Raw genomic sequence first — 21,714 nt, 5'->3', positions numbered from 1 at the left:
TTTTACCTTTTAATTAAGTGAATAAAGAAATTAAAAGTGTTGGGGTGTAATTAAAATGAAAAACTTACCTATTATTGCATTAGACTTTGATTCTGTGGAAGCGGTAGATGCATTCTTAGATCGATTTGAAGAACCATTATTTGTAAAAGTTGGAATGGAGATTTTTTATCAAACTGGTCCACACTTGATATCATCGATTAAAGATCGCGGTCATGATATTTTTCTAGACTTAAAATTGCATGATATTCCAAATACTGTTGGAAAAGCGATGGAAGGATTAAGTAAATTGAACGTCGATTTAGTAAATGTGCATGCTGCCGGTGGAACTGAAATGATGAAAAGTGCTTTAGCAGGAATTAAAAAGCATAACCCTAACATCAAACTCATAGCAGTAACGCAGCTGACATCTACAACAGAAACAATGTTGAGAGATGAACAAAATATTCAAAGTTCCATTGAAGATGCTGTACTTAATTATGCTCAGTTGGCTCAATCATCTGGATTGGATGGTGTAGTATGTTCACCACTCGAAGCTGAATTGTTGAAAAGTGAACTAGGAGAAGCGTTTTTAAAAGTAACGCCAGGTATTAGACCATTAGATTCAACGAAAGATGATCAACAAAGAGTAACAACTCCTGAAGATGCTAAAGAAATGGGAGCGACACATATCGTTATCGGTCGTCCTATTACTAAAAGTAATAATCCAGTCGAAAGTTACCATAAAATTAAAGAAAGTTGGTTGAGGTAAAATGGTAAAAGCAATTGCAAAATCATTATTAGATATTAAAGCAGTTTCATTATCTCCAAATGATCCGTTTACGTGGAGTTCAGGAATTAAATCTCCAATTTATTGTGATAATCGCGTAACACTTGGTTATCCAAATGTACGACGCGATATTAGAGATGGTTTAAGCGAATTGATTAAAGCAAACTTTGAAGATGTTGAAATACTTTCTGGTACTGCAACTGCAGGTATTCCTCATGCAGCCTATGTATCTGAAGTACTTAATTTGCCGATGAATTACGTACGTTCAAAAAGTAAAAGCCACGGTAAGCAAAATCAAATTGAAGGTGCATCAAGTAACGGTAAAAAAGTTGTAGTTATAGAAGATTTAATTTCTACTGGTGGTTCATCAATTACAGCAGTTAATGCGCTTAGAGAAGCAGGTGCAGAGGTTGTCGGTGTGGTTGCTATATTTACTTATGGCTTGAAAAAAGCTGATGAAGAATTTCAAAACGTCGGAGTACCATTTTACACTTTAAGCGATTATAATGAGCTTATAGAAGTCGCAAAAGAAAATGGAGAAATTTCTGATAATGATATTAGTAGATTAGTTGATTGGAGAGACAACTTATCATAAGATACTAAGTGGAGGGGATGTTATGGCAAATGACCCGAAAGAAGCTTATAATCATTTCGCACACTTAAACAAATTTTTAAAAAAAGAACAAGATTATAGAAATCAAGATAATGTAGTATATGACAAAATGGATTCAATGCATGCAGCTGAAGAAAATATTTATAAAAAATCCAAATCAACTATTAAACAAAAAGGACACATTTAATAACGAACTCAATGTGACTTCTATATAGTTTTATTGTTGTTTAACATCATAATTTAGAATGAAGAGAACGAGAGATAACTTTATCTCTCGTTCTCATTTATACACGACAACTTAAAGTAATGCTATACGATAATACTATTACTCGGTATTGTATAGAAAAAAACGCCTCCGTCAGTTTAAACGGAGGCGCTTATTTATGTTGTTAAAATAGATGTACAATTTAAAACGTATATTTTAAATTTAAAACTAGCGTATCATTATTTTAATAATAATATAGCACACCAATATTACTAAGGCAGCTATAAGTAATGGAATAATATAATAAGACATGAAATACCTCCAGCAATTTTATTTATATTTTAACTGTGAAACGTAAAAAGTAAAAGTGTTATGGTCATAAATAAAGTATAACAATAATAGACATTAAGATGTAATGCTTTAAATTATATTATAAACGTTGTGTGCGATTAAAGGTAGTATGGCTTTATCGGTTGTGGTACATTGGGCGTTACAATATAAATGAAAATTTTTGAAGATTGATGCACAATAATTTTAAATTAATTTATAAAACGCTTTTATTTATGAAAAATTTTAAAAAAAGGGGGACTTATATGAAAATGTTGAAACAGTTGTTTAAAGATCACACAAAAAATATCATTATTTGTATATTAGGAGCATTTGTAAGTGCGCTAGCGGTTAATTGTTTTATATTAGGATCTAATTTAGGTGATGGTGGAACAGTTGGTATATCACTAGCATTAAAATATGCGTTTGGATGGTCACCTGCACTAACATCATTGATTATTAACACAATCGTTATCATCGTTGGTTGGAAATTTTTGAGTACACGTACTGCAGTTTATACATTTATAGCGAATACAGCCATCTCTATTTTTTTAGATTTAACTAAAAATTTTAATACAGGAATAGATAACTTTGTTATAAATGCAACCTTTGGCGGTGTTTTAGTTGGTGTAGGTATTGGTTTAGTTATTGCTGCAGGTGGCGTTATTGGTGGAACATCTGTAATTGCAAAGATGTTAAATAAATATTTAGATATAAAAACAGCCCAAGCTATTTTCCTATTAGATGGTTTAGTCGTACTATCTTTTCTTTTTGTGTTACCTCTTATCAATGTGTTATTTACTATAATAATGCTATTTGTTACAGAAAGAGCAACTTCATTTATAATTGAAGGATTTAATCCTAAAAAAGCAGTTACAGTTATTTCTAGTAAAAATGAAGTTATTAGTGACAGAATTAATAGTTTTACGGGGAGAGGCTCTACTTTATTAAATGGTAAAGGTGGTTACGGTAAGCATGAAACGAGTATGTTATACGTTGTTGTTCCTCAATCACAAGTAACAAGAGTGAAAAAATTGGTGAATGAAGAAGATGAAAACGCCTTTTTAGTCATTCATGATGTACGAGATGTACTTGGCAATGGTTTCATTAACTTATCTTAAATGATGATATTCTTTGTAAAACGTTATTAAATTGTTTCGTTGATATCACTATAAAAAACGTGTAACTCTTTGATTTTTGTTCTGCTTTGTCGATTTTTTATGAAATATCCTTTATGCTAATGATAAGAAGTATTTAGGGGGTAAAATAATGGCAATACCGAAAATTACGACATTTTTAATGTTTAACGGCAACGCAGAAGAAGCAATAAATTTATATGTAAATACTTTTGAAGATGCTGAAATATTAGCATTGGTCCGTTATAGTGAAAGTGATAATGAACCCACTGGGGCCGTGCAACATGCAATTTTTAGGTTGAAAGATCAAGTATTCATGGCAATTGACAACATGAATGGCGTAGATATTGAAATGAATCCAGCTATGTCACTATATGTTACAGTTGATAGTCCAATTGAAATGGAAAGATTATTTAATAAATTGAAAAGTGGTGGTGCAATATTAATGCCTAAAACAGCAATGCCACCATTTAGAGAATTTGCATGGATACAAGACAAATTTGGTGTGAATTTCCAATTGGCACTCCCAGAAAGTAATTAATTATAAATATAAGTGAATAAATTATTTTATAAAAATAGTCTTATCATCTATAATATTTTGTAACGTGCTGACGCCTGAGGGAATAGTATGAATGAGAGACTATAGGCACGAAACATACCCCCAGGCAAGCACGCACAATCAAAATCGTGAGAGTTTTATATAAAAAAGGACTAATCCATTAAAATACGGATTAGTCCTTTTTGAGAATGGGAATTTATATCCCATCCCCATTATGCTATTTAACTTTTAATTGTTGAATGTGATCATAATCTGGGGTAGCATAAAGTGTTTTTTGATTGTCATATGTTACAAAACCAGGCTTAGCTCCTGAAGGTTTGTGTACATGTTTGATTTCAGTGTAATCAACTGGTACTTGTGCAGAACTACCAGCTTTTGAAAAGTACGCTGACAACATTGCAGCCTCTTTAATTGTCTCTTCACTTGGCTCATCGCTCAGAATGACAACGTGTGAACCAGGGATATCTTTAGTATGGAACCAAAGATGATGTTTTTTAGCTTGTTTATTAGTTAAATAATCGTTTTGCTTATTATTTTTACCAACCAAGATTGTATCGCCATCTGTTGATGTGTATGCTTGGATTTGCATCGTCTGTTTCTTTTTCTTCTTACTTTGTTTACGTTGCTTCATAAATCCTTGATCGGCTAACTCGTCGCGAATATCATCAATTTCATCGACAGAAATATGGGCAAGTTGTTGCTCGATACTTTCAAAGTAGTCAATATTTTCTTTAGTTAATTGGATTTGATGTTGTAACTCGTGTTCACGCGTTTTTAATTTATTATACTTTTTATAATAATTTTGTGCGTTAATAGCAGGTGATTTTGTAGGATTAAGTGGTATTGTCACTTCCTCGCCATTATAATAATTAAGCGCAGTAAGTGATTCATCACCCTGTTCAATACGATAGATATTAGCAGTTATAAGTTCACCAAATAATTGTTGCTGCTCTTTTTCTTTGGTACCTTCACGTTCATCTATTAACTTACTTAATTTGTTTTGAGACTTGTGAAGTTGTTGTTGAACAAATTTTACTAAGTCGTTGGCACGTTGTTTAACACGTTCTCTTTCTCCACGCGCATCATAATAGCGATCTAATAAATCATGAAGTGAGTCGTAAAGTACTATGTCATCATAGAACTGGTCTAATTTCATGAAATAGAAATCTTCTTTTCCAGATTCGTGATTTTTATGGAAAACAGGCGTTGGCTCGCCTTGGATTTCCTCGAGTACTTCATCAAAAGCTTCCGGTAAAGTTTGCGTCGTCATAAATTGTCTACGATTTGCAATCTCATTAGTTATGAGCGGGCTAAAACCTTCGAAATGATTAAGCAATTGTCTCGCTATTTTTCCACTATTAAAATCGATATATTTTAACACTTCAACTCCAGAAATTTCAAAAGGATTAATTTTATTTTGAGTTGGGGGCGCTTCATATTTAAAGCCAGGCATAACTGTACGATATTGATTAGTATTTGGTGTTAAATGCTTAAATCCTTCAATAATTTTACGATTATCATCTACTAATATTAAATTACTGTGTTTGCCCATAATTTCTAAAATAATTGTACGGTAAATTGTATCACCGATTTCATCTTTACTTTGAACATCTATCTCTACACGTCTATCATTACCAATTTGTCTTACTGCTTTAACAATACCACCTTCGATGTGTTTACGAAAAACACGAGCAAACATTGGTGGATCAAATGGATTATCATATTTTTTATTCGTTAAATGCATTCTAGTAAAACTAGGATGGATAGAAAGTAGAAGCTGATGATTTTTACGATTTTGTCGAATAACGATTAACATCGTATCGTTTTCGGGTTGATTTATTTTATGAATTCTTCCATCTACAAGAAATTGAAGAGATTCCACTATTTTTTTAGTGAATAAACCATCATATGCCATTACTATCAGCCACCTTATTTTTAGTCATTCATCATATTGTAACATGGCAATAAGAAATCTTCATGGTCAAAGTTTGTCCTTTCCTATGCTATACAACTAATTAGAGATTGTGGTATCATTGTCTAATAATAGTAGAACAGTTTAGAGAGGTAGTAAGTCATGGAAAATGAGAAAGGTTTGTTGATTGTACTATCTGGACCTTCTGGCGTTGGAAAAGGTACAGTTAGAAAAAAAATATTTGATGATCCGTCCACATCTTATAAGTATTCTATTTCGATGACAACACGTGACAAGCGTGAAGGTGAAGTCGATGGTGTTGATTATTTCTTCAAAGCTAAATCAGAATTTGAAGAATTGATTAAGCAAGATCAATTTATAGAATATGCTGAGTTTGTAGGAAATTATTATGGGACACCCGTGCAATACGTTAAAGACACAATGGATCAAGGTCATGATGTGTTTTTAGAAATTGAAGTAGAGGGTGCTAAACAAGTGCGCAAAAAATTCCCGGATGCACTATTTATTTTTCTTGCGCCACCAAGTTTAGATCATTTACGTGAACGACTCGTGGGTCGTGGAACAGAATCCAGTGAGAAGATTCAAAGCCGAGTGCATGAAGCGCGTCGAGAAGTTGAAATGATGAACTTGTATGATTATGTTGTTGTGAATGATGAAGTAGACTTAGCAAAACAACGCATTCAATCGATAGTAGAAGCTGAGCACTTGAAGAGGGAACGTATTGAAGCAAAATACAGAAAAATGATACTGGAGGCAAAAAAATAATGTTACAACCACCATTAAACCAATTAACAGATAAAATAAACTCAAAATACTTAGTAGCAACTACTGCTGCAAAACGTGCACGTGAATTGGATGAAAAACCTGAAACTGCATTATTAAATAAATATATTTCAAAAAAACCTGTAGGTAAAGCCTTAGAAGAAATTGCTGACGGTGAAGTTTTTCCTGACGAACTATTCCTAAAATCTTTCTAAAAATAACAAACTTGAGATATAGTATAGAACATATGCGTTTTTGAAAGTGGAATTTTAAAGTGAGCCTGAGACATCAACAAATGTCTCAGGCTTTTTAATTATAAAGACCACGCTTTAAATAAAGTATTGCGCGTATTCTTATACATGAGTAAAGATTTAAAATGATATTTTCACTTAAAGATTTTTAACAATGAATCATACTTTTTAGGGTGAGACCAAGAAATCATTTTAGAAAAATAAGATTTCCGTCTTACTCTTTTTAATTTAGTTATTAATTTGTGTATAATGATGAGTAATCAAAGTATTCTTAAAAGCTTAAATCATTAAACTTAATTTAGGCTTACACAAAAATGTTGACTTAAAAAGTCATATTTAATTCATTTGAAGGAGAATGACAATAATATGAAACGAATATTACTCGCTGTTACTGGTGGTATTGCGGCATATAAAGCTATCGATTTAACTAGTAAATTAACACAAGCAAATTATGATGTAAGAGTAATGCTTACTGATCATGCGCAGGAGTTTGTTACACCATTAGCATTTCAAGCAATTGGTAGAAATCCAGTGTATACAAGTACTTTTAAAGAACAAAACCCTGAGGAAATACAACACGTTGCGCTAGGAGATTGGGCGGATGCTATTGTTGTTGCTCCTGCTACTGCAAATACAATCGCCAAATTAGCTAATGGTATTGCTGATGACATGGTAACCTCTACATTGTTAGCTACTGAGACACCAAAATTCATTGCACCTGCTATGAATGTCAATATGTATGAAAATCGCAGAACACAACAAAATTTAGCTACTTTGAGTTCAGATGGTTATTACTTCCTTGAACCAGGTGAAGGCTTTTTGGCATGTGGTTATGTTGCAAAAGGAAGAATGGAAGAACCATTACAAATTGTAGAACGATTGAATCAATATTTTAATGAAGGGACTCAAAATCCGATTTATAAAAACAGCCGCTTTGAAGGAAAACACGCATTAGTTACTGCTGGTCCTACAGTCGAAGAACTCGATCCTGTGCGTTATTTATCTAACCGTGCTTCAGGTAAAATTGGATATGCTTTAGCAGAATCACTTACAAAACGCGGCGCTATAGTTACACTCGTTACGGGACCAACTCATTTAACACCACCAGCAAATGTAGAAGTAGTCCAAGTTCAAAGTGCGGAAGACATGTTTCATGCAGTAAAAAAACGTTTCGAGAATCAAGACATTGTGTTTAAAGCAGCAGCAGTATCAGACTACGCACCAGTCAATACACTTGAACATAAATTGAAAAAACAAGAAGGCACCCTGTCAGTTTCATTTAAACGTACCCCTGATATCTTAAAATATTTAGGTGAGCATAAAACACATCAATTTTTAGTGGGATTTGCAGCAGAAACTCAAAATATAGCTGAATATGCTCAAAAGAAACTAAAAAATAAAAATGCGGATGTAGTCATTGCAAATAATGTAGGGGATAGAACCATTGGTTTTAGTTCAGATGATAATGACTACACAATGTACTATAAAACAGGCGACACGGCAGCGTTAGGGAAACATAAAAAAGTCGAATTAGCGGAGCACATACTGAATAGTTTAGAAACAAGGTGGCAATAATATGATAGCTAAGGTAATTGTTGATATACCTTCCAAGAGCGTTGATTTCACATTTGACTATATAATTCCTTCGAAATTACAGTCAATGGTTCAGGTAGGTATGCGAGTTATTGTTCCATTTGGTCCAAGAACCATTCAAGGTTATGTTATGCAAGTCACGGATAAACCTGATGACAATATAGATATCGCAAAATTAAAAGAAATTAAAGAAATACAAGATATCAAACCAGAATTAACAGAAGAACTCATCCAATTAACTGAATGGTATAATAATTACTTCGTAACTAAACGGATTTCAATGTTAGAGGTAATGTTGCCAAGTGCTATAAAGGCAAAATACACAAAAGTATTTTCAATTGTAGATGTTGACGCAGTTCCAGAAGAACTTAAAGTTAAGTTTGATAAGGATGGCCAGTATCCTTATAAAGAAGCTCAATATAATGATGACTTAGGCCAAATCGTACCATTACTCAAGCAAGGTATAGTATCGGAAATGACACTTTTATCTCAAAATGTTAGTAAAAAGAAACAACGTGCCGTAAGTATAATTGAAGGCTTCGACTATGATAGCATCTTAAATTCATTGGAAAAATCTAAAAAACAGTACGAGCTCTATGCCTATTTGTTAGATGAGCGTCATCATACGGTACTATTAAAAGATTTAGAAGAGATGGGTTTTTCTAAATCAAGTATTGATACTTTAATGCGTAAAGGTTTTGTAGAAAAGTATGATGCCATTGTTGAACGTGATCCATTTGAAACACGCGTTTTTGAACAAGATCAAAAACAACAACTTACTTATGACCAACAAGAGGCTTATAAATCTATACTTGAAAGTATTCAAGCGCATCGACAACGTACTTATTTACTTCATGGTGTCACTGGATCAGGAAAGACAGAAGTTTATCTACAAACGATTGAAGAAGTTTTGAAATCAGGAAGACAAGCGATGATGTTAGTGCCAGAAATTGCTTTGACACCTCAAATGGTTTTAAGGTTTAAAAGGAGATTCGGTGACGAAGTAGCGGTGTTACATTCCGGTTTGTCCAAAGGTGAGCGCTATGATGAATGGCAGAAAATAAGAGATGGTAAAGCGAGTGTAAGTGTAGGTGCAAGGTCAAGTGTTTTCGCGCCATTTAAAAACTTAGGGATGATTATAATTGATGAAGAACATGAGTCTTCATATAAACAAGAAGATTACCCTAGGTATCAGGCTAGAGATATAGCTCAATGGCGAAGTCAATATCATCAATGTCCATTAATTTTAGGGAGTGCGACACCAAGTCTTGAAACATACGCGAGAGCAGAAAAAGGCGTCTATGAATTGTTGTCACTACCCAATAGAGTCAATCAACAAGCATTGCCAGAAATTGAAATTGTCGATATGAGAACTGAACTTAGTTCAGGTAATCGGTCAATGTTTTCAGAACAATTACGTAAAGCTATACAACAAAGATTAGATAAAAAAGAACAAATCGTATTGTTTCTAAATCGACGGGGATATGCTTCGTTTATGTTATGTAGGGATTGTGGTCATGTACCTCAATGTCCAAACTGTGATATCTCTCTTACTTATCATAAATCAACAGATCAACTCAAATGTCATTACTGTGGACATCAAGAAGTGCCCCCCAATAAATGTCCGAACTGTGAAAGTGAGCATATTCGACAAGTAGGTACAGGAACACAACGAGTAGAAGAATTATTACAAGAGGCGTTCCAAGAGGCACGTATTATACGTATGGATGTGGATACAACTTCAAGAAAAGGCGCACATGAAAAACTTTTAGATGATTTTGGAGCAGGTAAAGGAGATATTTTACTAGGCACACAAATGATTGCAAAAGGCTTAGATTTCCCTAATATTACACTAGTAGGCGTTTTAAATGCTGATACCATGTTAAATCTTCCGGATTTTAGAGCTAGTGAAAGAACGTATCAGTTATTAACTCAAGTTTCTGGTCGAGCTGGTAGACATGAAAAAGAAGGGGAAGTTATCATTCAGACATATAATCCAGAACACTATGCTATTAAAGATGTTCAAGCTAACGATTATACAGCTTTTTTTAATAAGGAAATGAATTATCGTAAAATGGGTAAATATCCTCCCTATTTCTTTTTAATCAACTTCACGATTGCTCATAAAGAGATGAAAAAAGTTATGGAAGCATCGAAACATATTCATAAAATTTTGTTACAACATTTAACGGATAAAGCATTAGTACTTGGCCCATCGCCAGCAGCATTATCTCGTATCAACAATGAATACCGTTTTCAAATTTTAGTGAAATATAAAAGTGAACCTGCATTACATGAGGCACTAAAATACTTAGATGATTATTATCATGATCAATACTTAAAAGAAAAACTATCTTTAAAGATAGACATAAATCCACAAATGATGATGTGATTTTATTTAAACCTGAAAAATAATGTAATGCTTAAAGTAGATAATCAATTAGACAAGTAGCTAGTTTGGATAAAATATCCACATGCTACTTGTTTTTTTGTATAATTCGGTCTAAAACATTAAAATATTTATAAAAAACATAAGAAATATATAATTTAATAATATTTACAAAAAATAATCAATTTTAACTTTGCATTTAATGATAAATGAAGTTATATTAAAGAGTAAGGAGTACTACTTAAATTGTAGGCAAGTTGATATAAGCTTGTAGTAAAAAAGAAGTAAAGTATATTTTCTAATGTTGAAGTTGGTTTTTAAAATTGATGTTAAAGGAGTTGTGCTTATGAGTTTGCTTAGCAATAGAGAAGCGGTTGGCTTAAGCGTAGTGGAATTATCAAATCGTATTACATCATTATATAATACGTCACTTAGTCCTGAAATGATTGAATTGATAGAGGAGAAAAAAACGAAATTAAATCATCAAGATGCGCAAATATTAGCAGAATTTTTTAATACAACTTCAGAGGATGTATATTAGATAAACAAAATTATATAGTTATAAATAGGATACAGTCACATAACTATTTAAGGATACTGAGAATCGAGGGGGCAAATACATATGGAGTATAACGAATTCAATCAACCTATTGGTAAGAAAGTAGTTGGTTTTCAAGTACCTATTTTGCCGAATGCGTTATCTATAGAAGGGCGATATTGTCGTTTAGAAAAGTTGAAACCAAAACATGGTGAAGGCTTATATGCTCATTTTGGTACGGTTGAGGATTTACCTAATTGGACTTATTTGCCAGATGAGCAACCTAAAGATTTAGAAGCATTTCAAGTGTACCTAAATAAAAAATTTGAAACTAAAGATCCGTATTTTTTTGCTATTATCGATAAACAAACAGAACAAGCAGTGGGTATCATTGCTTTGCTTAGAATAGATCAGTCAAATGGCTCCATCGAAGTTGGTCATATTCATTATGCTAATATTTTAAAACGAACACGTATTGCAACTGAGGTTCAATTTTTACTAGCTAGGTATGTTTTCGAAACGCTAGGCTATAGAAGATATGAATGGAAATGCGATGCACTTAATAAACCTTCTATTAAAGCTGCAAAACGTTTAGGCTTTAAATACGAAGGTGTCTTTCGAAATCATAAAGTTTATAAAGCACGTAATCGAGACACCTGTTGGTTATCTATCATTGATAGCGAATGGCCTAAATATAAGCAACAATATGAAAAGTGGTTAGATGAGAAGAATTTCGATGAATTAGGTAATCAAATTCATCGCTTATCTATCTAATATTAATCTTTAATATAAAATATGAAAAGCAGTCAATTTTTATGGAATGAATTTATCGAATTGTGATAAAATCATTCCTTTTTTATAAAAAAATAATAAGGACAAATAACTTAACGCTCGCGTTGAAAAGGGATACAACAATACAAATTTACGCGATATATTAAAATCATAAATTTGAATGTATGATGCAATTTCCATTAAAATAAGTTATAATGATATGATGAATTTTTATGAGGAGATATAACTATGACAATTAAGCAGCTTGTAACAAGCAAACACCCAATACTTAAAAAGACAATACCAAGCGTAACTCAATTTGATAAACGATTAGAACAACTGTTGTTAGATTTAGAAGATACGATGTATGATGTTGAAGCATCTGCAATTTGTGCACCCCAAATAGGTATTGAACAAAAAGTAGCTATTATAGATATGGAGATAGATGGTTTGTTACAACTGATTAATCCTCAATTAGTAAGTGAATCTGAAGAAGAAGTGACAGATTTAGAAGGTTCTATTAGTATGCCCGATGTATTCGCTGAAGTAACTAGAAGTAAAATGATTGTGGTTAAAAGCAATGATAAGCAGGGTAATGAAGTAGAAATGACAGCATACGATGATATTGCTAGAATGATTTTACATATGATTGATCATTTTGATGGCATATTATTTACAGAACGTGCAGAGCGTATTTTAGACGAAGCTGAGATGGAGGCGTATTTTGACAATGAGTAAAATTATCTTTATGGGAACACCTGATTTTTCAACAAAAGTATTAGAAATGTTAATTGCTGAACATAATGTGATTGCTGTTGTAACACAACCAGATAGACCAGTAGGTAGAAAGAGAACATTAACACCACCGCCTGTTAAAGAAGTGGCGACAAAACATGGATTACCGGTGTATCAACCAGAAAAATTAGCTCAATCAGAAGATTTAGAAAAACTTATTGCTTTAGATGCAGATTTAATTGTCACAGCAGCTTTCGGTCAAATTTTACCGGAATCATTATTAAATGCTCCTAAGTTAGGAGCAATCAATGTACATGCGTCATTATTACCAAAATACAGAGGTGGAGCACCAATACATCAAGCAATTATAGATGGTCAAAAAGAAACAGGTATTTCTATCATGTATATGGTTAAAAAATTAGATGCAGGAGATATCATCTCTCAACGTGCAATTGCAATAACAGAGCAAGATGATGTTGGCTCAATGCATGATAAATTAAGTTTCTTGGGTGCAGATTTATTAAAAGAGACATTGCCTTCAATTATAAATGGAACAAATCAACGCATAGAACAAAATGAAGACGAAGCAACATTTGCATCAAACATTAGCCGTGATCAAGAAAAAATAGATTGGTCTCAGTCAGCCGAATCAATATACAATCATATAAGAGGTCTTTCGCCTTGGCCAGTCGCATATACAGAAATGGACGATGGTAACTTAAAAATATATGCTAGTCGTATTGAACAGGGTAAGACAGGTGAACCCGGAACAATTATAGAAACAACGAAAAAAGCAATTATTGTTGCTACAGGTTCTAACGATGCTATCGCATTAACAGATATACAAGTTGCAGGTAAAAAACGTATGTTAGCTGCAAACTATTTAAGCGGAGTACAAACTGCGCTTGTTGGGAAGGTACTATCATGACAATCGATACAAATGTAAGATTATTAGCATTTGAAACAATCCAAGATATTATAAATGATAAAGCTTACAGTAATATTATTATTAACGAAGTATTATCAAATAATGAATTAAACAGAGCAGACAAAAGTTTGTTTACAGAACTTGTATATGGCACATTGAAAAGAAAATATACATTAGATTATTTATTAAAACCATTTGTACAGACAAAACTTAAAGGTTGGGTTAGACAACTACTTTGGATGAGTATTTACCAATATGCTTATTTAGATAAAATTCCTGAACATGCTATCATCCATGAAGCGGTAGAAATCGCTAAATATAAAGGTGGACCACATAATGGAAACGTAGTTAATGGTATTTTAAGAAACATGATGCGTAGTGAATTGCCAGACTTTACGGAAATTACAGATGACAAGAAGAGAATTGCTATTAAATACAGCTTGCCTAAATGGTTAGTCGATCACTGGGTTACACATCTTGGCTTAGAAAAGACAGAAGAGATTGCGCAATCTTTCTTAGATAAAGTATCAACTACTGTGCGAGTAAATCTAACGAGAATTACTGTTGATGAAGCAATAAGAAGATTAACAGATGATGATTATATTGTAGAACTAGATAAAGAAATTGATACATGTCTGCATATTAGTGGTAAGCCAATTATTGAATCAAGACTATTTAAAGATGGACTCGTGTCAATTCAGGATAAAAGTTCGATGTTCGTCGGTGAAATTATGTCATTAACAGAAGGCGATAAAGTACTTGATGCATGTAGTGCACCAGGTGGCAAAGCTTGTCATATAGCTGAAATATTAAACGGTACAGGTCATGTTGATGCGACTGATATTCATGAACACAAAATTGATTTAATTGATTTCAATATTAAAAAATTACGTTTATCTAACATTTCTGCTTTTGAACACGATGCAACTGAAAAATATGATAAAGTGTATGATAAGATTTTAGTTGATGCACCATGTAGCGGGTTAGGTGTGTTAAGACACAAGCCTGAAATTAAATACGAGCAATCACAACATTCAATTCAGTCATTAGTTGAAATTCAATTAGAAATTTTGAATAATGTAAAAGATAGCGTGAAACCAGGTGGCACAATTATTTATTCAACTTGTACGATTGAACAAATGGAAAATGAAAACGTAATATATACGTTCTTAAAAGCGAATAACGATTTTGAATTCGATGCTTTTGAACACCCAATAACTGGAGAAAAAGTGAAGACAATGCAAGTTCTACCTCAAGATTTTAACTCTGATGGCTTTTTCATTACTAGGATAAAAAGAAAGGAAACGTAATAAATGATAACTACAGAAAAGAAAAAAAAGAATAAATTTCTTCCCGATTTTGAAAAGCAATCAATTTATTCACTAAGATACGATGAGATGCAAGAATGGTTAGTTAGTAATGGTCAACAAAAATTCAGAGCAAAACAAATTTTTGAATGGTTATATGAAAAACGCGTTGATAGTATTGATGAGATGTCAAACCTATCAAAAGAATTACGTGAAGTTTTAAAAGCCAGTTTTACTATGACTACAATGACTACAGTGGTTAAACAAGAAAGTAAAGATGGTACAATTAAGTTCCTTTTCGAACTACAAGATGGTTACACGATTGAAACAGTATTGATGAGACATGAATATGGAAATTCAGTATGTGTAACTACACAAGTTGGCTGTCGTATTGGCTGTACGTTCTGTGCCTCTACATTAGGTGGTTTAAAACGTAACTTAGAAGCGGGCGAAATCGTTTCACAAGTATTAACAGTACAAAAGGCATTAGACGAAACAGAGGAACGTGTATCTCAAATTGTAATTATGGGTATCGGCGAACCATTTGAAAATTATGATGAAATGATGGATTTCTTGAAGATTGTTAATGACGATAACGGTTTAAATATCGGTGCGCGTCATATTACAGTTTCTACTTCAGGTATTATTCCACGTATTTATGATTTTGCTGATGAAGATATTCAAATTAACTTTGCAGTTAGCTTGCACGGTGCAAACGATGAAGTTCGTTCACGATTGATGCCAATTAATAGAGCTTATAATGTTGAAAAATTAATGGAAGCAATTAATTATTATCAAGAAAAAACAAACAGACGTATTACATTTGAGTATGGTTTATTTGGCGGTGTAAATGACCAAGTAGAACACGCTAGGGAACTTGCGCATTTAATACAAAAATTAAATTGTCATGTTAACTTAATTCCAGTAAATCACGTACCGGAAAGAAATTACGTTAAAACTCCGAAAGAGGATATCTTTAAGTTCGAAAAAGAGTTAAAACGATTAGGTATCAATGCAACAATTAGACGTGAACAAGGTGCAGATATCGATGCTGCATGTGGACAACTAAGAGCTAAGGAACGAAAAGTAGAAACGAGGTAGAGACATGCTAAATGCACAATTTTTTACTGACACAGGACAATATCGTGATAAAAACGAAGATGCTGGTGGCGTTTTTTACAATCGTACAGAACAACAATTATTAGTGCTTTGTGATGGCATGGGAGGTCATTTAGCAGGTGAAGTAGCTAGCCAGTTCGTAACAAGAGAGTTACAGCAAAGATTTGAAGAAGAAAATTTAATCGAGGCAGATCAAGCTGAAACTTGGTTAAAAACAACTTTAAAAGCTATTAACCGTGAACTCTATGACAAATCAGTAGAAAACCCAGAATACCAAGGTATGGGTACAACTTGTGTTTGTGCTTTAGTATTTGATAATTATGTGGTCGTTGCAAATATTGGAGATTCACGTGCCTATTTAGTCAATAGTAGAGAGATTGAGCAAATTACAAATGATCATTCTTTCGTGAATCACCTTGTTATGATTGGACAAATCAGTGCTGAAGAAGCATATACGCATCCACAACGTAATATCATTACAAAAGTAATGGGCACAGATAGATTGGTGACACCAGATATTTTTGTGAAAAAGACAAAGTTTTATGACTATCTCATGTTGAATTCAGATGGTTTAACTGATTTTGTACGTAATCATAAAATTCAAGAAGCATTGCTCCAAGACAACGAATTAGAAACACAAGGTCAATATTTAATTGAACTTGCATTAACAGAAGGTACGAATGATAATGTGAGTTTAGTTTTGGCTGAGGTCGAAGGTGATAAAGTATGATAGGCAAAATAATTAATGAACGTTACAAAGTAACTAAAAAACTTGGTGGCGGTGGAATGAGCAGAGTCTATCTTGCTGAAGACTCGATCCTCAAACGAAGTGTTGCAATTAAAGCTATAAGAATTCCACCAGGTGAAAAAGAAGAAGCAATTAAAAGATTTGAGCGAGAAGTACATAATTTAACGCAATTATCCCATAGTAATATTGTTAATGTCTTTGATGTTACAGAAGATGATGAAAACTTCTATTTAGTTATGGAATATATTGAAGGTTTAACATTATCGGAATACATTCAAAAGAATCATCCATTAGATATAGACACAATATTAAATTTTATAAATCAAATTATCAATGGTATTAAACACGCTCATGATACAAAAATTGTGCACAGAGATATTAAACCGCAAAATATTTTAGTGGATAAAGATGAAACATTAAAAATATTGGATTTTGGTATAGCTAAAGCATTAAGTGAAACAACAATGACAGAAACAAATCATGTGTTAGGTACTGTCCAATATCTATCTCCAGAACAAGCACGTGGAGATATTACAGATAATGGCACAGATATCTATTCAATGGGTGTTGTATTATATGAAATGCTTATTGGTAAACCGCCATTTTCTGGAGAAACAGCTGTCAGTATTGCTATAAAGCATATTCAAGATCCTATGCCTAATGTAACTGATGAACGTTCAGATATTCGTCAAGCTTTAAGCAATGTTGTACTAAAAGCAACTGAAAAAGACAAGATGGAGCGTTACCAATCAGTAAGAGAAATGCAAAATGATTTAGAAACTGTTATGTCAGATGAACGTGCATCAGAAGACAGATATCAATCTTCTATCACGAGTACTAAGACAGTACCGATAAATAAATCAGAAATTGCTAATCAAACACGCGAAGAAGACAAAGGGAAGAGCATTAGTGAGACAATGCAAATACCTATTGTCAATCAACAACAATTTCAATCCAGTGAAGAACATATCTATGCAGTTCCTAGAAAAAAACGTTCTAAGAAAAAGAAATTTTTATATACTTTAATTATTGTTTTGTTGTTATTTGGTCTGTTTAGCTTTATGGCTATGGGTATGTTTGGTAACAAATATTTAGAAACGCCAGATATAACTGGGAAAACTGAAAAAGAAGCCGAACATATTTTAAAAGAACATAAATTACAAATGGGTAAAACTACTCGTGAGTATAGTGATAAATACCCTGAAAATAAAATAATAAAAACGAAGCCCGAAAAAGGCGAGCGACTAGAGCAAAATAGTAAAGTTGATATTGTGATGTCTAAAGGACCACAATTAGCTGAAATGCCAAGTTTATATGGTATGTCAAAATCTGATGCAATCAGTAAGCTGGAAGATTTAGGTATAAAAGATACTAAAGTTAAACAATCTTATACCAAACAAAATGTAGCTAAAGGTTTAATTGAATCACAAAACATTTCACCTGGTGATAAAGTGAAAGTTAATGACAGTAATATTGAATTAATTGAGTCACTAGGAACCAAACAAGTTTATGTTGATGATTATGAAAATAAATCCTTTAAAGCTGCTAAAGAAGACCTAGAATCTAAAGGTTTTAAAGTAGAAGTTTCAGAAGAAAGAAATGATGATAAAGTCAAAAAAGATGACGTTATTAGCCAGTCACCAAAAGGTGAGGAAGTAGATGAAGGTTCTACGATATCCTTTGTCGTATCTAAAGGTAAAGAAGAGACTAAAGAAGAACCTAAGGATGACGCTAAAGACAAAGAGAAAGACGATTCTAAAGATGAAGAAACTGCAACGAAAGAATATACTGAAACATACCAAGTGCAATATACTGGTGATGATGATAAAAGTCAAGAAGTGAAAGTATATATTAGAGATAAAGATGACCAAGGGTCATCAGCAGCACAGACTTATAAGATTAAAGAAAACAAGACTATCAAGATACCGATGACAATTGAAAAAGGTAAGACGGCTGGTTTTACTGTTCGTGTTGATGATAAGGTTGTTGCTGATAAAGATATTCCTTATGATTTTTAGCGACACTTAACGAGAGAACGAGTTTAGTGTCGCTTATGCAAGAGGAAAGATCTTGCGAACCGAGCGAGAGAACGAGTTTAGTGTCGCTTATGCAAGAGGAAAGATCTTGCGAACCGAGCGAGAGAACGAGTTTAGTGTCGCTTATGCAAGAGCAAAGATCTTGCGAACCGAACGAGAGAACGAGTTTAGTGTCGCTTATGCAAGAGGAAAGATCTTGCGAACCGAGCGAGAGAACGAGTTTAGTGTCGCTAACAAATTTAACGCCAATGTAATCATTTAATTGACTACATTGGTGTTTTGTATATCAATTAAAGTGAATTATAAAAATGGTATAAGTCTTTATAGTAAATTTCCATACTAATCACTAATTTTTTATTCAAAATAAACTCAAATCATATTTAATTTAAAAAGGCTTTGCTATAATGTAAAGAGTAAAAGTAATTATAAGAGAGGTGCCTAAGTGAAAACAGGACGCATCATAAAATCAATTAGTGGCGTATATCGTGTAGATGTAGATGGCGAAATGTATGACACCAAGCCGCGAGGACTATTTAGAAAAAATAAATTTTCTCCCATCGTCGGTGATGTAGTAGATTTTGAAGTTGAAAATGTAACAGAGGGTTATATTCAACATGTGCATGAAAGAAAAAACGAAATCAAAAGACCGCCTGTAAGTAATGTTGATCATCTTATTTTAGTAATGAGTGCAGTAGAGCCTGATTTTTCTACACAATTACTAGATCGTTTTTTAGTTATCGCACACTCATATCACATGCGTCCACGCATACTTATAACTAAAAAAGATTTAACTTCAATTGAAATGCAACAAAAGGTGTCACAGTTATTAAACGTTTATGAAGACATGGGTTATAAGACTCAATTCATTAGTATTAATGATGACATCGAAAATGTTTTTGCGCAATGGGGTGATGGATTAGCCGTATTAAGTGGTCAATCCGGTGTTGGAAAATCTACATTGCTAAATAAATATTTTCCAGATTTAGATATTGAAACACAACATATTTCAAAAGCCCTTAATCGCGGTCGTCATACTACTAGACATGTAGAACTTTTTGAAAGAACACATGGATATATTGCAGATACGCCAGGGTTTAGCGCATTAGATTTTGACCATATTCAAAAAGATGAACTGAAAAATTATTTTATGGAAATTCATGAGTATGGAGAGTCATGTAAATTCAGAGATTGTAATCATATTAATGAACCTAAGTGCAATGTCAAAATTAAAGTGGAACAAGGGAATATTACTCAGTTTAGATATGATCATTATGTTCAACTATTTAATGAGATTGCAAATAGAAAGGAAAGATATTAATTGGCAAAACTTTATCCATCTTTATTATCAGCAGATTTTTTAAATTTACAACAGGAATTAAAGGAGTTAGAAGAAGCTGGCGTAGATGGTGTACATTTTGATGTTATGGATGGTCAATTTGTACCCAATATTTCAATTGGTATTCCAATTTTAGATGCTGTTAGAACGGGAACGGATTTACCTATTGATGTACACTTAATGATTGAGGAACCAGAAAAGTATGTAGAACTATTTGCAGCACATGGTGCAGATATGATTTCGGTTCATGTAGAGGCTACGCCGCATATTCATCGTTTGATAGAACAAATTAAGAACGCAGATGTAAAGGCTGGCGTGGTGATAAATCCAGGGACACCAGTAGATGCAATTCTACCTATTATAAAAATGGTGGATTATGTATTAGTAATGACCGTGAATCCTGGTTTTGGGGGACAATCATTTATTGCTAATATGGTTGAGAAACTAGATCAACTATCTGAAATTAAACAAAGATTGAATTTAGATTTTGATATCGAAGTTGATGGTGGTATTAATGATAAGACAGTCCAAACCGTGATTGATCATGGCGCTAATATGTTAGTTGCAGGATCATACTTCTTCAAACAAAATGATTATAAGTCAGTTACTAAAACACTGAAAGGTTGACGTTAATGAAAGCCAATTTATTATGTGGTAATCGAAATTTACCTAAAGATATACTGGTTAATAGCGCTGATGCCGATTGGATTGGCATAGATAGAGGTACATTAATTTTGTTAGAAGCTGGTATCACACCGCAATTTGCAGTTGGTGATTTTGATTCAATTACACAAGAAGAGAAATCATTTATAGAGCGACAAATTGAAATAAATCCCTATAATTCAGAAAAAGATGATACAGATTTAGCATTAGGGATAGCTCAAGCGATACAAAGTGGATATAAAGAGATACATGTGTTTGGTGCTACAGGTGGTAGATTAGATCATTTTTTGGGCGCTTTACAAATCCTGGAGAAACCTGAATATGTAGAAGAAAATATAGTTATAAAATTAATTGATCAGTCGAATGAAATTCAATTTTTAAAACGAGGACTATATGATATTGAAGCGAATGACTTGTATCCATATATTTCTTTTATCCCCGCTTCGTATCCAACAGTCATCACATTAAAGTATTTTAAATATAATCTTTATAAAGAAACGCTTGAACAGGGGTCTACATTAACTATTTCTAATGAGATTACATCTTCGCATGGAGAAGTAGAGGTAATTGAAGGGAATGTATTAATGATTCGTAGTAGAGATTAATATCAGTCATCCTACGTTGAGAAAATAACTTGAAAATAAAAAAAACCAATCCTCCACATAAGGATTGGTTTTTTCGTGCATTATATTTATTAAACTCTAGTTACTTTACCAGATTTTAAAGCACGTGCAGAAACCCAAACTTTTTTAGGTTTTCCGTCTACAAGAATTCTAACTTTTTGAAGGTTAGCATTCCATCTTCTTTTAGAAGAATTTAAAGCGTGTGAACGATTGTTTCCAGTTGAAGCTTTACGACCTGTTACGAAACATTGTTTGCCCATGAAAGTACCTCCTTTAATAAATATAAATACACGTATCTACTACATACCTGAATAATGTACCATAAATAGAAAAATATAGCAATGTTATGAGAAATTTTTCTGATTTACATGACTTC

At 32.9% G+C, this 21,714-nt stretch carries 22 protein-coding genes; 20 read left to right on the top strand and 2 right to left on the bottom strand.

Annotation, left to right across the window (positions count from 1 at the left end; genetic code table 11):
* Positions 1-55 precede the first annotated feature (55 nt).
* From pyrF to BTM19_RS03245, 5 genes are all read left to right on the top strand, one after another.
* Entirely contained in the window at positions 56-748 is a 693-nt protein-coding gene (gene pyrF, locus BTM19_RS03265; RefSeq protein WP_058625812.1) for an orotidine-5'-phosphate decarboxylase, read from the top strand.
* Position 749: 1 nt separating this feature from the next.
* Complete coding sequence (gene pyrE, locus BTM19_RS03260; protein ID WP_029377527.1) at positions 750-1,361, top strand: orotate phosphoribosyltransferase; 612 nt, start codon at positions 750-752, stop codon at positions 1,359-1,361.
* Positions 1,362-1,383: 22 nt separating this feature from the next.
* Positions 1,384-1,566 (top strand): hypothetical protein, encoded by a 183-nt coding sequence (locus tag BTM19_RS03255; RefSeq protein ID WP_029377526.1) that lies wholly within the window; start codon positions 1,384-1,386, stop codon positions 1,564-1,566.
* Between the two features lie 611 nt (positions 1,567-2,177).
* Positions 2,178-3,032, top strand: coding sequence for a YitT family protein (locus BTM19_RS03250; RefSeq protein ID WP_029377525.1), 855 nt, complete (start codon positions 2,178-2,180; stop codon positions 3,030-3,032).
* Between the two features lie 148 nt (positions 3,033-3,180).
* Positions 3,181-3,588: a VOC family protein gene (locus BTM19_RS03245; RefSeq protein WP_029377524.1), complete on the top strand. Its 408-nt coding sequence runs from the start codon at positions 3,181-3,183 to the stop codon at positions 3,586-3,588.
* A gap of 235 nt (positions 3,589-3,823) precedes the next feature.
* On the opposite strand, the gene BTM19_RS03240 is transcribed toward BTM19_RS03245, so the two are convergent.
* A complete protein-coding gene (locus BTM19_RS03240) occupies positions 3,824-5,521 on the bottom strand; it encodes an Rqc2 family fibronectin-binding protein (RefSeq protein ID WP_099265724.1) in 1,698 nt (565 codons plus the stop codon).
* A 159-nt stretch (positions 5,522-5,680) separates the two neighbouring features.
* Between BTM19_RS03240 and gmk the strand changes: the two genes are divergently transcribed.
* From gmk to BTM19_RS03160, 15 genes are all read left to right on the top strand, one after another.
* Positions 5,681-6,304, top strand: coding sequence for a guanylate kinase (gene gmk / locus BTM19_RS03235; protein ID WP_029377522.1), 624 nt, complete (start codon positions 5,681-5,683; stop codon positions 6,302-6,304).
* A complete protein-coding gene (gene rpoZ, locus BTM19_RS03230; protein WP_029377521.1) occupies positions 6,304-6,516 on the top strand; it encodes a DNA-directed RNA polymerase subunit omega in 213 nt (70 codons plus the stop codon). The genes gmk and rpoZ overlap by 1 nt, the downstream gene beginning before the upstream one ends.
* A 402-nt stretch (positions 6,517-6,918) precedes the next feature.
* A complete protein-coding gene (gene coaBC / locus BTM19_RS03225) occupies positions 6,919-8,127 on the top strand; it encodes a bifunctional phosphopantothenoylcysteine decarboxylase/phosphopantothenate--cysteine ligase CoaBC (protein ID WP_029377520.1) in 1,209 nt (402 codons plus the stop codon).
* Position 8,128: 1 nt separating this feature from the next.
* The gene (priA, locus tag BTM19_RS03220; RefSeq protein ID WP_038678335.1) at positions 8,129-10,537 is read left to right on the top strand and encodes a primosomal protein N'; all 2,409 of its coding nucleotides are present in this window, start codon (positions 8,129-8,131) and stop codon (positions 10,535-10,537) included.
* A 343-nt stretch (positions 10,538-10,880) separates the two neighbouring features.
* On the top strand, positions 10,881-11,075 hold the full coding sequence (locus BTM19_RS03215) for a hypothetical protein (RefSeq protein ID WP_029377518.1): 195 nt from the start codon (positions 10,881-10,883) through the stop codon (positions 11,073-11,075).
* An 81-nt stretch (positions 11,076-11,156) separates the two neighbouring features.
* The gene (locus BTM19_RS03210; protein ID WP_029377517.1) at positions 11,157-11,846 is read left to right on the top strand and encodes a GNAT family N-acetyltransferase; all 690 of its coding nucleotides are present in this window, start codon (positions 11,157-11,159) and stop codon (positions 11,844-11,846) included.
* Between the two features lie 246 nt (positions 11,847-12,092).
* The gene (locus BTM19_RS03205; RefSeq protein ID WP_038678341.1) at positions 12,093-12,581 is read left to right on the top strand and encodes a peptide deformylase; all 489 of its coding nucleotides are present in this window, start codon (positions 12,093-12,095) and stop codon (positions 12,579-12,581) included.
* Positions 12,574-13,506 (top strand): methionyl-tRNA formyltransferase, encoded by a 933-nt coding sequence (fmt, locus tag BTM19_RS03200; protein WP_029377515.1) that lies wholly within the window; start codon positions 12,574-12,576, stop codon positions 13,504-13,506. Before BTM19_RS03205 ends, fmt begins: the two co-directional genes overlap by 8 nt.
* Positions 13,507-13,508: 2 nt before the next feature.
* On the top strand, positions 13,509-14,816 hold the full coding sequence (gene rsmB / locus BTM19_RS03195) for a 16S rRNA (cytosine(967)-C(5))-methyltransferase RsmB (protein WP_029377514.1): 1,308 nt from the start codon (positions 13,509-13,511) through the stop codon (positions 14,814-14,816).
* Between the two features lie 3 nt (positions 14,817-14,819).
* Positions 14,820-15,914, top strand: coding sequence for a dual-specificity RNA methyltransferase RlmN (gene rlmN / locus BTM19_RS03190; RefSeq protein ID WP_029377513.1), 1,095 nt, complete (start codon positions 14,820-14,822; stop codon positions 15,912-15,914).
* A gap of 4 nt (positions 15,915-15,918) precedes the next feature.
* Positions 15,919-16,662, top strand: coding sequence for a Stp1/IreP family PP2C-type Ser/Thr phosphatase (locus BTM19_RS03185; RefSeq protein ID WP_038678348.1), 744 nt, complete (start codon positions 15,919-15,921; stop codon positions 16,660-16,662).
* Positions 16,659-18,698 carry a Stk1 family PASTA domain-containing Ser/Thr kinase gene (gene pknB / locus BTM19_RS03180; RefSeq protein WP_058625814.1) on the top strand — a complete coding sequence of 680 codons (2,040 nt, stop codon included), beginning with the start codon at positions 16,659-16,661 and terminating at the stop codon, positions 18,696-18,698. The genes BTM19_RS03185 and pknB overlap by 4 nt, the downstream gene beginning before the upstream one ends.
* A 460-nt stretch (positions 18,699-19,158) precedes the next feature.
* Complete coding sequence (gene rsgA / locus BTM19_RS03170; protein ID WP_029377510.1) at positions 19,159-20,034, top strand: ribosome small subunit-dependent GTPase A; 876 nt, start codon at positions 19,159-19,161, stop codon at positions 20,032-20,034.
* On the top strand, positions 20,035-20,679 hold the full coding sequence (rpe, locus tag BTM19_RS03165; RefSeq protein WP_038678353.1) for a ribulose-phosphate 3-epimerase: 645 nt from the start codon (positions 20,035-20,037) through the stop codon (positions 20,677-20,679). It abuts the gene before it with no gap.
* A 5-nt stretch (positions 20,680-20,684) separates the two neighbouring features.
* Positions 20,685-21,320, top strand: coding sequence for a thiamine diphosphokinase (locus BTM19_RS03160; RefSeq protein ID WP_038678354.1), 636 nt, complete (start codon positions 20,685-20,687; stop codon positions 21,318-21,320).
* An 89-nt stretch (positions 21,321-21,409) separates the two neighbouring features.
* Here BTM19_RS03160 and rpmB read toward each other — a convergent pair whose 3' ends face one another.
* A complete protein-coding gene (gene rpmB / locus BTM19_RS03155) occupies positions 21,410-21,598 on the bottom strand; it encodes a 50S ribosomal protein L28 (protein ID WP_002483503.1) in 189 nt (62 codons plus the stop codon).
* Positions 21,599-21,714: the final 116 nt, after the last annotated feature.

The organism is Staphylococcus xylosus (assembly GCF_002732165.1).
Taxonomy (GTDB): Bacteria; Bacillota; Bacilli; order Staphylococcales; family Staphylococcaceae; genus Staphylococcus; species Staphylococcus xylosus.
This window is presented reverse-complemented; position numbering and strand designations above follow the sequence as displayed.

Excerpts from the sequence above, each read along its gene's own strand:
- pyrF (WP_058625812.1), top strand. The coding sequence starts at position 56 with ATGAAAAACTTACCTATTATTGCATTAGACTTTGATTCTGTGGAAGCG.
- pyrE (WP_029377527.1), top strand. The coding sequence starts at position 750 with ATGGTAAAAGCAATTGCAAAATCATTATTAGATATTAAAGCAGTTTCA.
- BTM19_RS03255 (WP_029377526.1), top strand. The coding sequence starts at position 1,384 with ATGGCAAATGACCCGAAAGAAGCTTATAATCATTTCGCACACTTAAAC.
- BTM19_RS03250 (WP_029377525.1), top strand. The coding sequence starts at position 2,178 with ATGAAAATGTTGAAACAGTTGTTTAAAGATCACACAAAAAATATCATT.
- BTM19_RS03245 (WP_029377524.1), top strand. The coding sequence starts at position 3,181 with ATGGCAATACCGAAAATTACGACATTTTTAATGTTTAACGGCAACGCA.
- BTM19_RS03240 (WP_099265724.1), bottom strand. The coding sequence starts at position 5,521 with ATGGCATATGATGGTTTATTCACTAAAAAAATAGTGGAATCTCTTCAA.
- gmk (WP_029377522.1), top strand. The coding sequence starts at position 5,681 with ATGGAAAATGAGAAAGGTTTGTTGATTGTACTATCTGGACCTTCTGGC.
- rpoZ (WP_029377521.1), top strand. The coding sequence starts at position 6,304 with ATGTTACAACCACCATTAAACCAATTAACAGATAAAATAAACTCAAAA.
- coaBC (WP_029377520.1), top strand. The coding sequence starts at position 6,919 with ATGAAACGAATATTACTCGCTGTTACTGGTGGTATTGCGGCATATAAA.
- priA (WP_038678335.1), top strand. The coding sequence starts at position 8,129 with ATGATAGCTAAGGTAATTGTTGATATACCTTCCAAGAGCGTTGATTTC.
- BTM19_RS03215 (WP_029377518.1), top strand. The coding sequence starts at position 10,881 with ATGAGTTTGCTTAGCAATAGAGAAGCGGTTGGCTTAAGCGTAGTGGAA.
- BTM19_RS03210 (WP_029377517.1), top strand. The coding sequence starts at position 11,157 with ATGGAGTATAACGAATTCAATCAACCTATTGGTAAGAAAGTAGTTGGT.
- BTM19_RS03205 (WP_038678341.1), top strand. The coding sequence starts at position 12,093 with ATGACAATTAAGCAGCTTGTAACAAGCAAACACCCAATACTTAAAAAG.
- fmt (WP_029377515.1), top strand. The coding sequence starts at position 12,574 with ATGAGTAAAATTATCTTTATGGGAACACCTGATTTTTCAACAAAAGTA.
- rlmN (WP_029377513.1), top strand. The coding sequence starts at position 14,820 with ATGATAACTACAGAAAAGAAAAAAAAGAATAAATTTCTTCCCGATTTT.
- BTM19_RS03185 (WP_038678348.1), top strand. The coding sequence starts at position 15,919 with ATGCTAAATGCACAATTTTTTACTGACACAGGACAATATCGTGATAAA.
- pknB (WP_058625814.1), top strand. The coding sequence starts at position 16,659 with ATGATAGGCAAAATAATTAATGAACGTTACAAAGTAACTAAAAAACTT.
- BTM19_RS03160 (WP_038678354.1), top strand. The coding sequence starts at position 20,685 with ATGAAAGCCAATTTATTATGTGGTAATCGAAATTTACCTAAAGATATA.
- rpmB (WP_002483503.1), bottom strand. The coding sequence starts at position 21,598 with ATGGGCAAACAATGTTTCGTAACAGGTCGTAAAGCTTCAACTGGAAAC.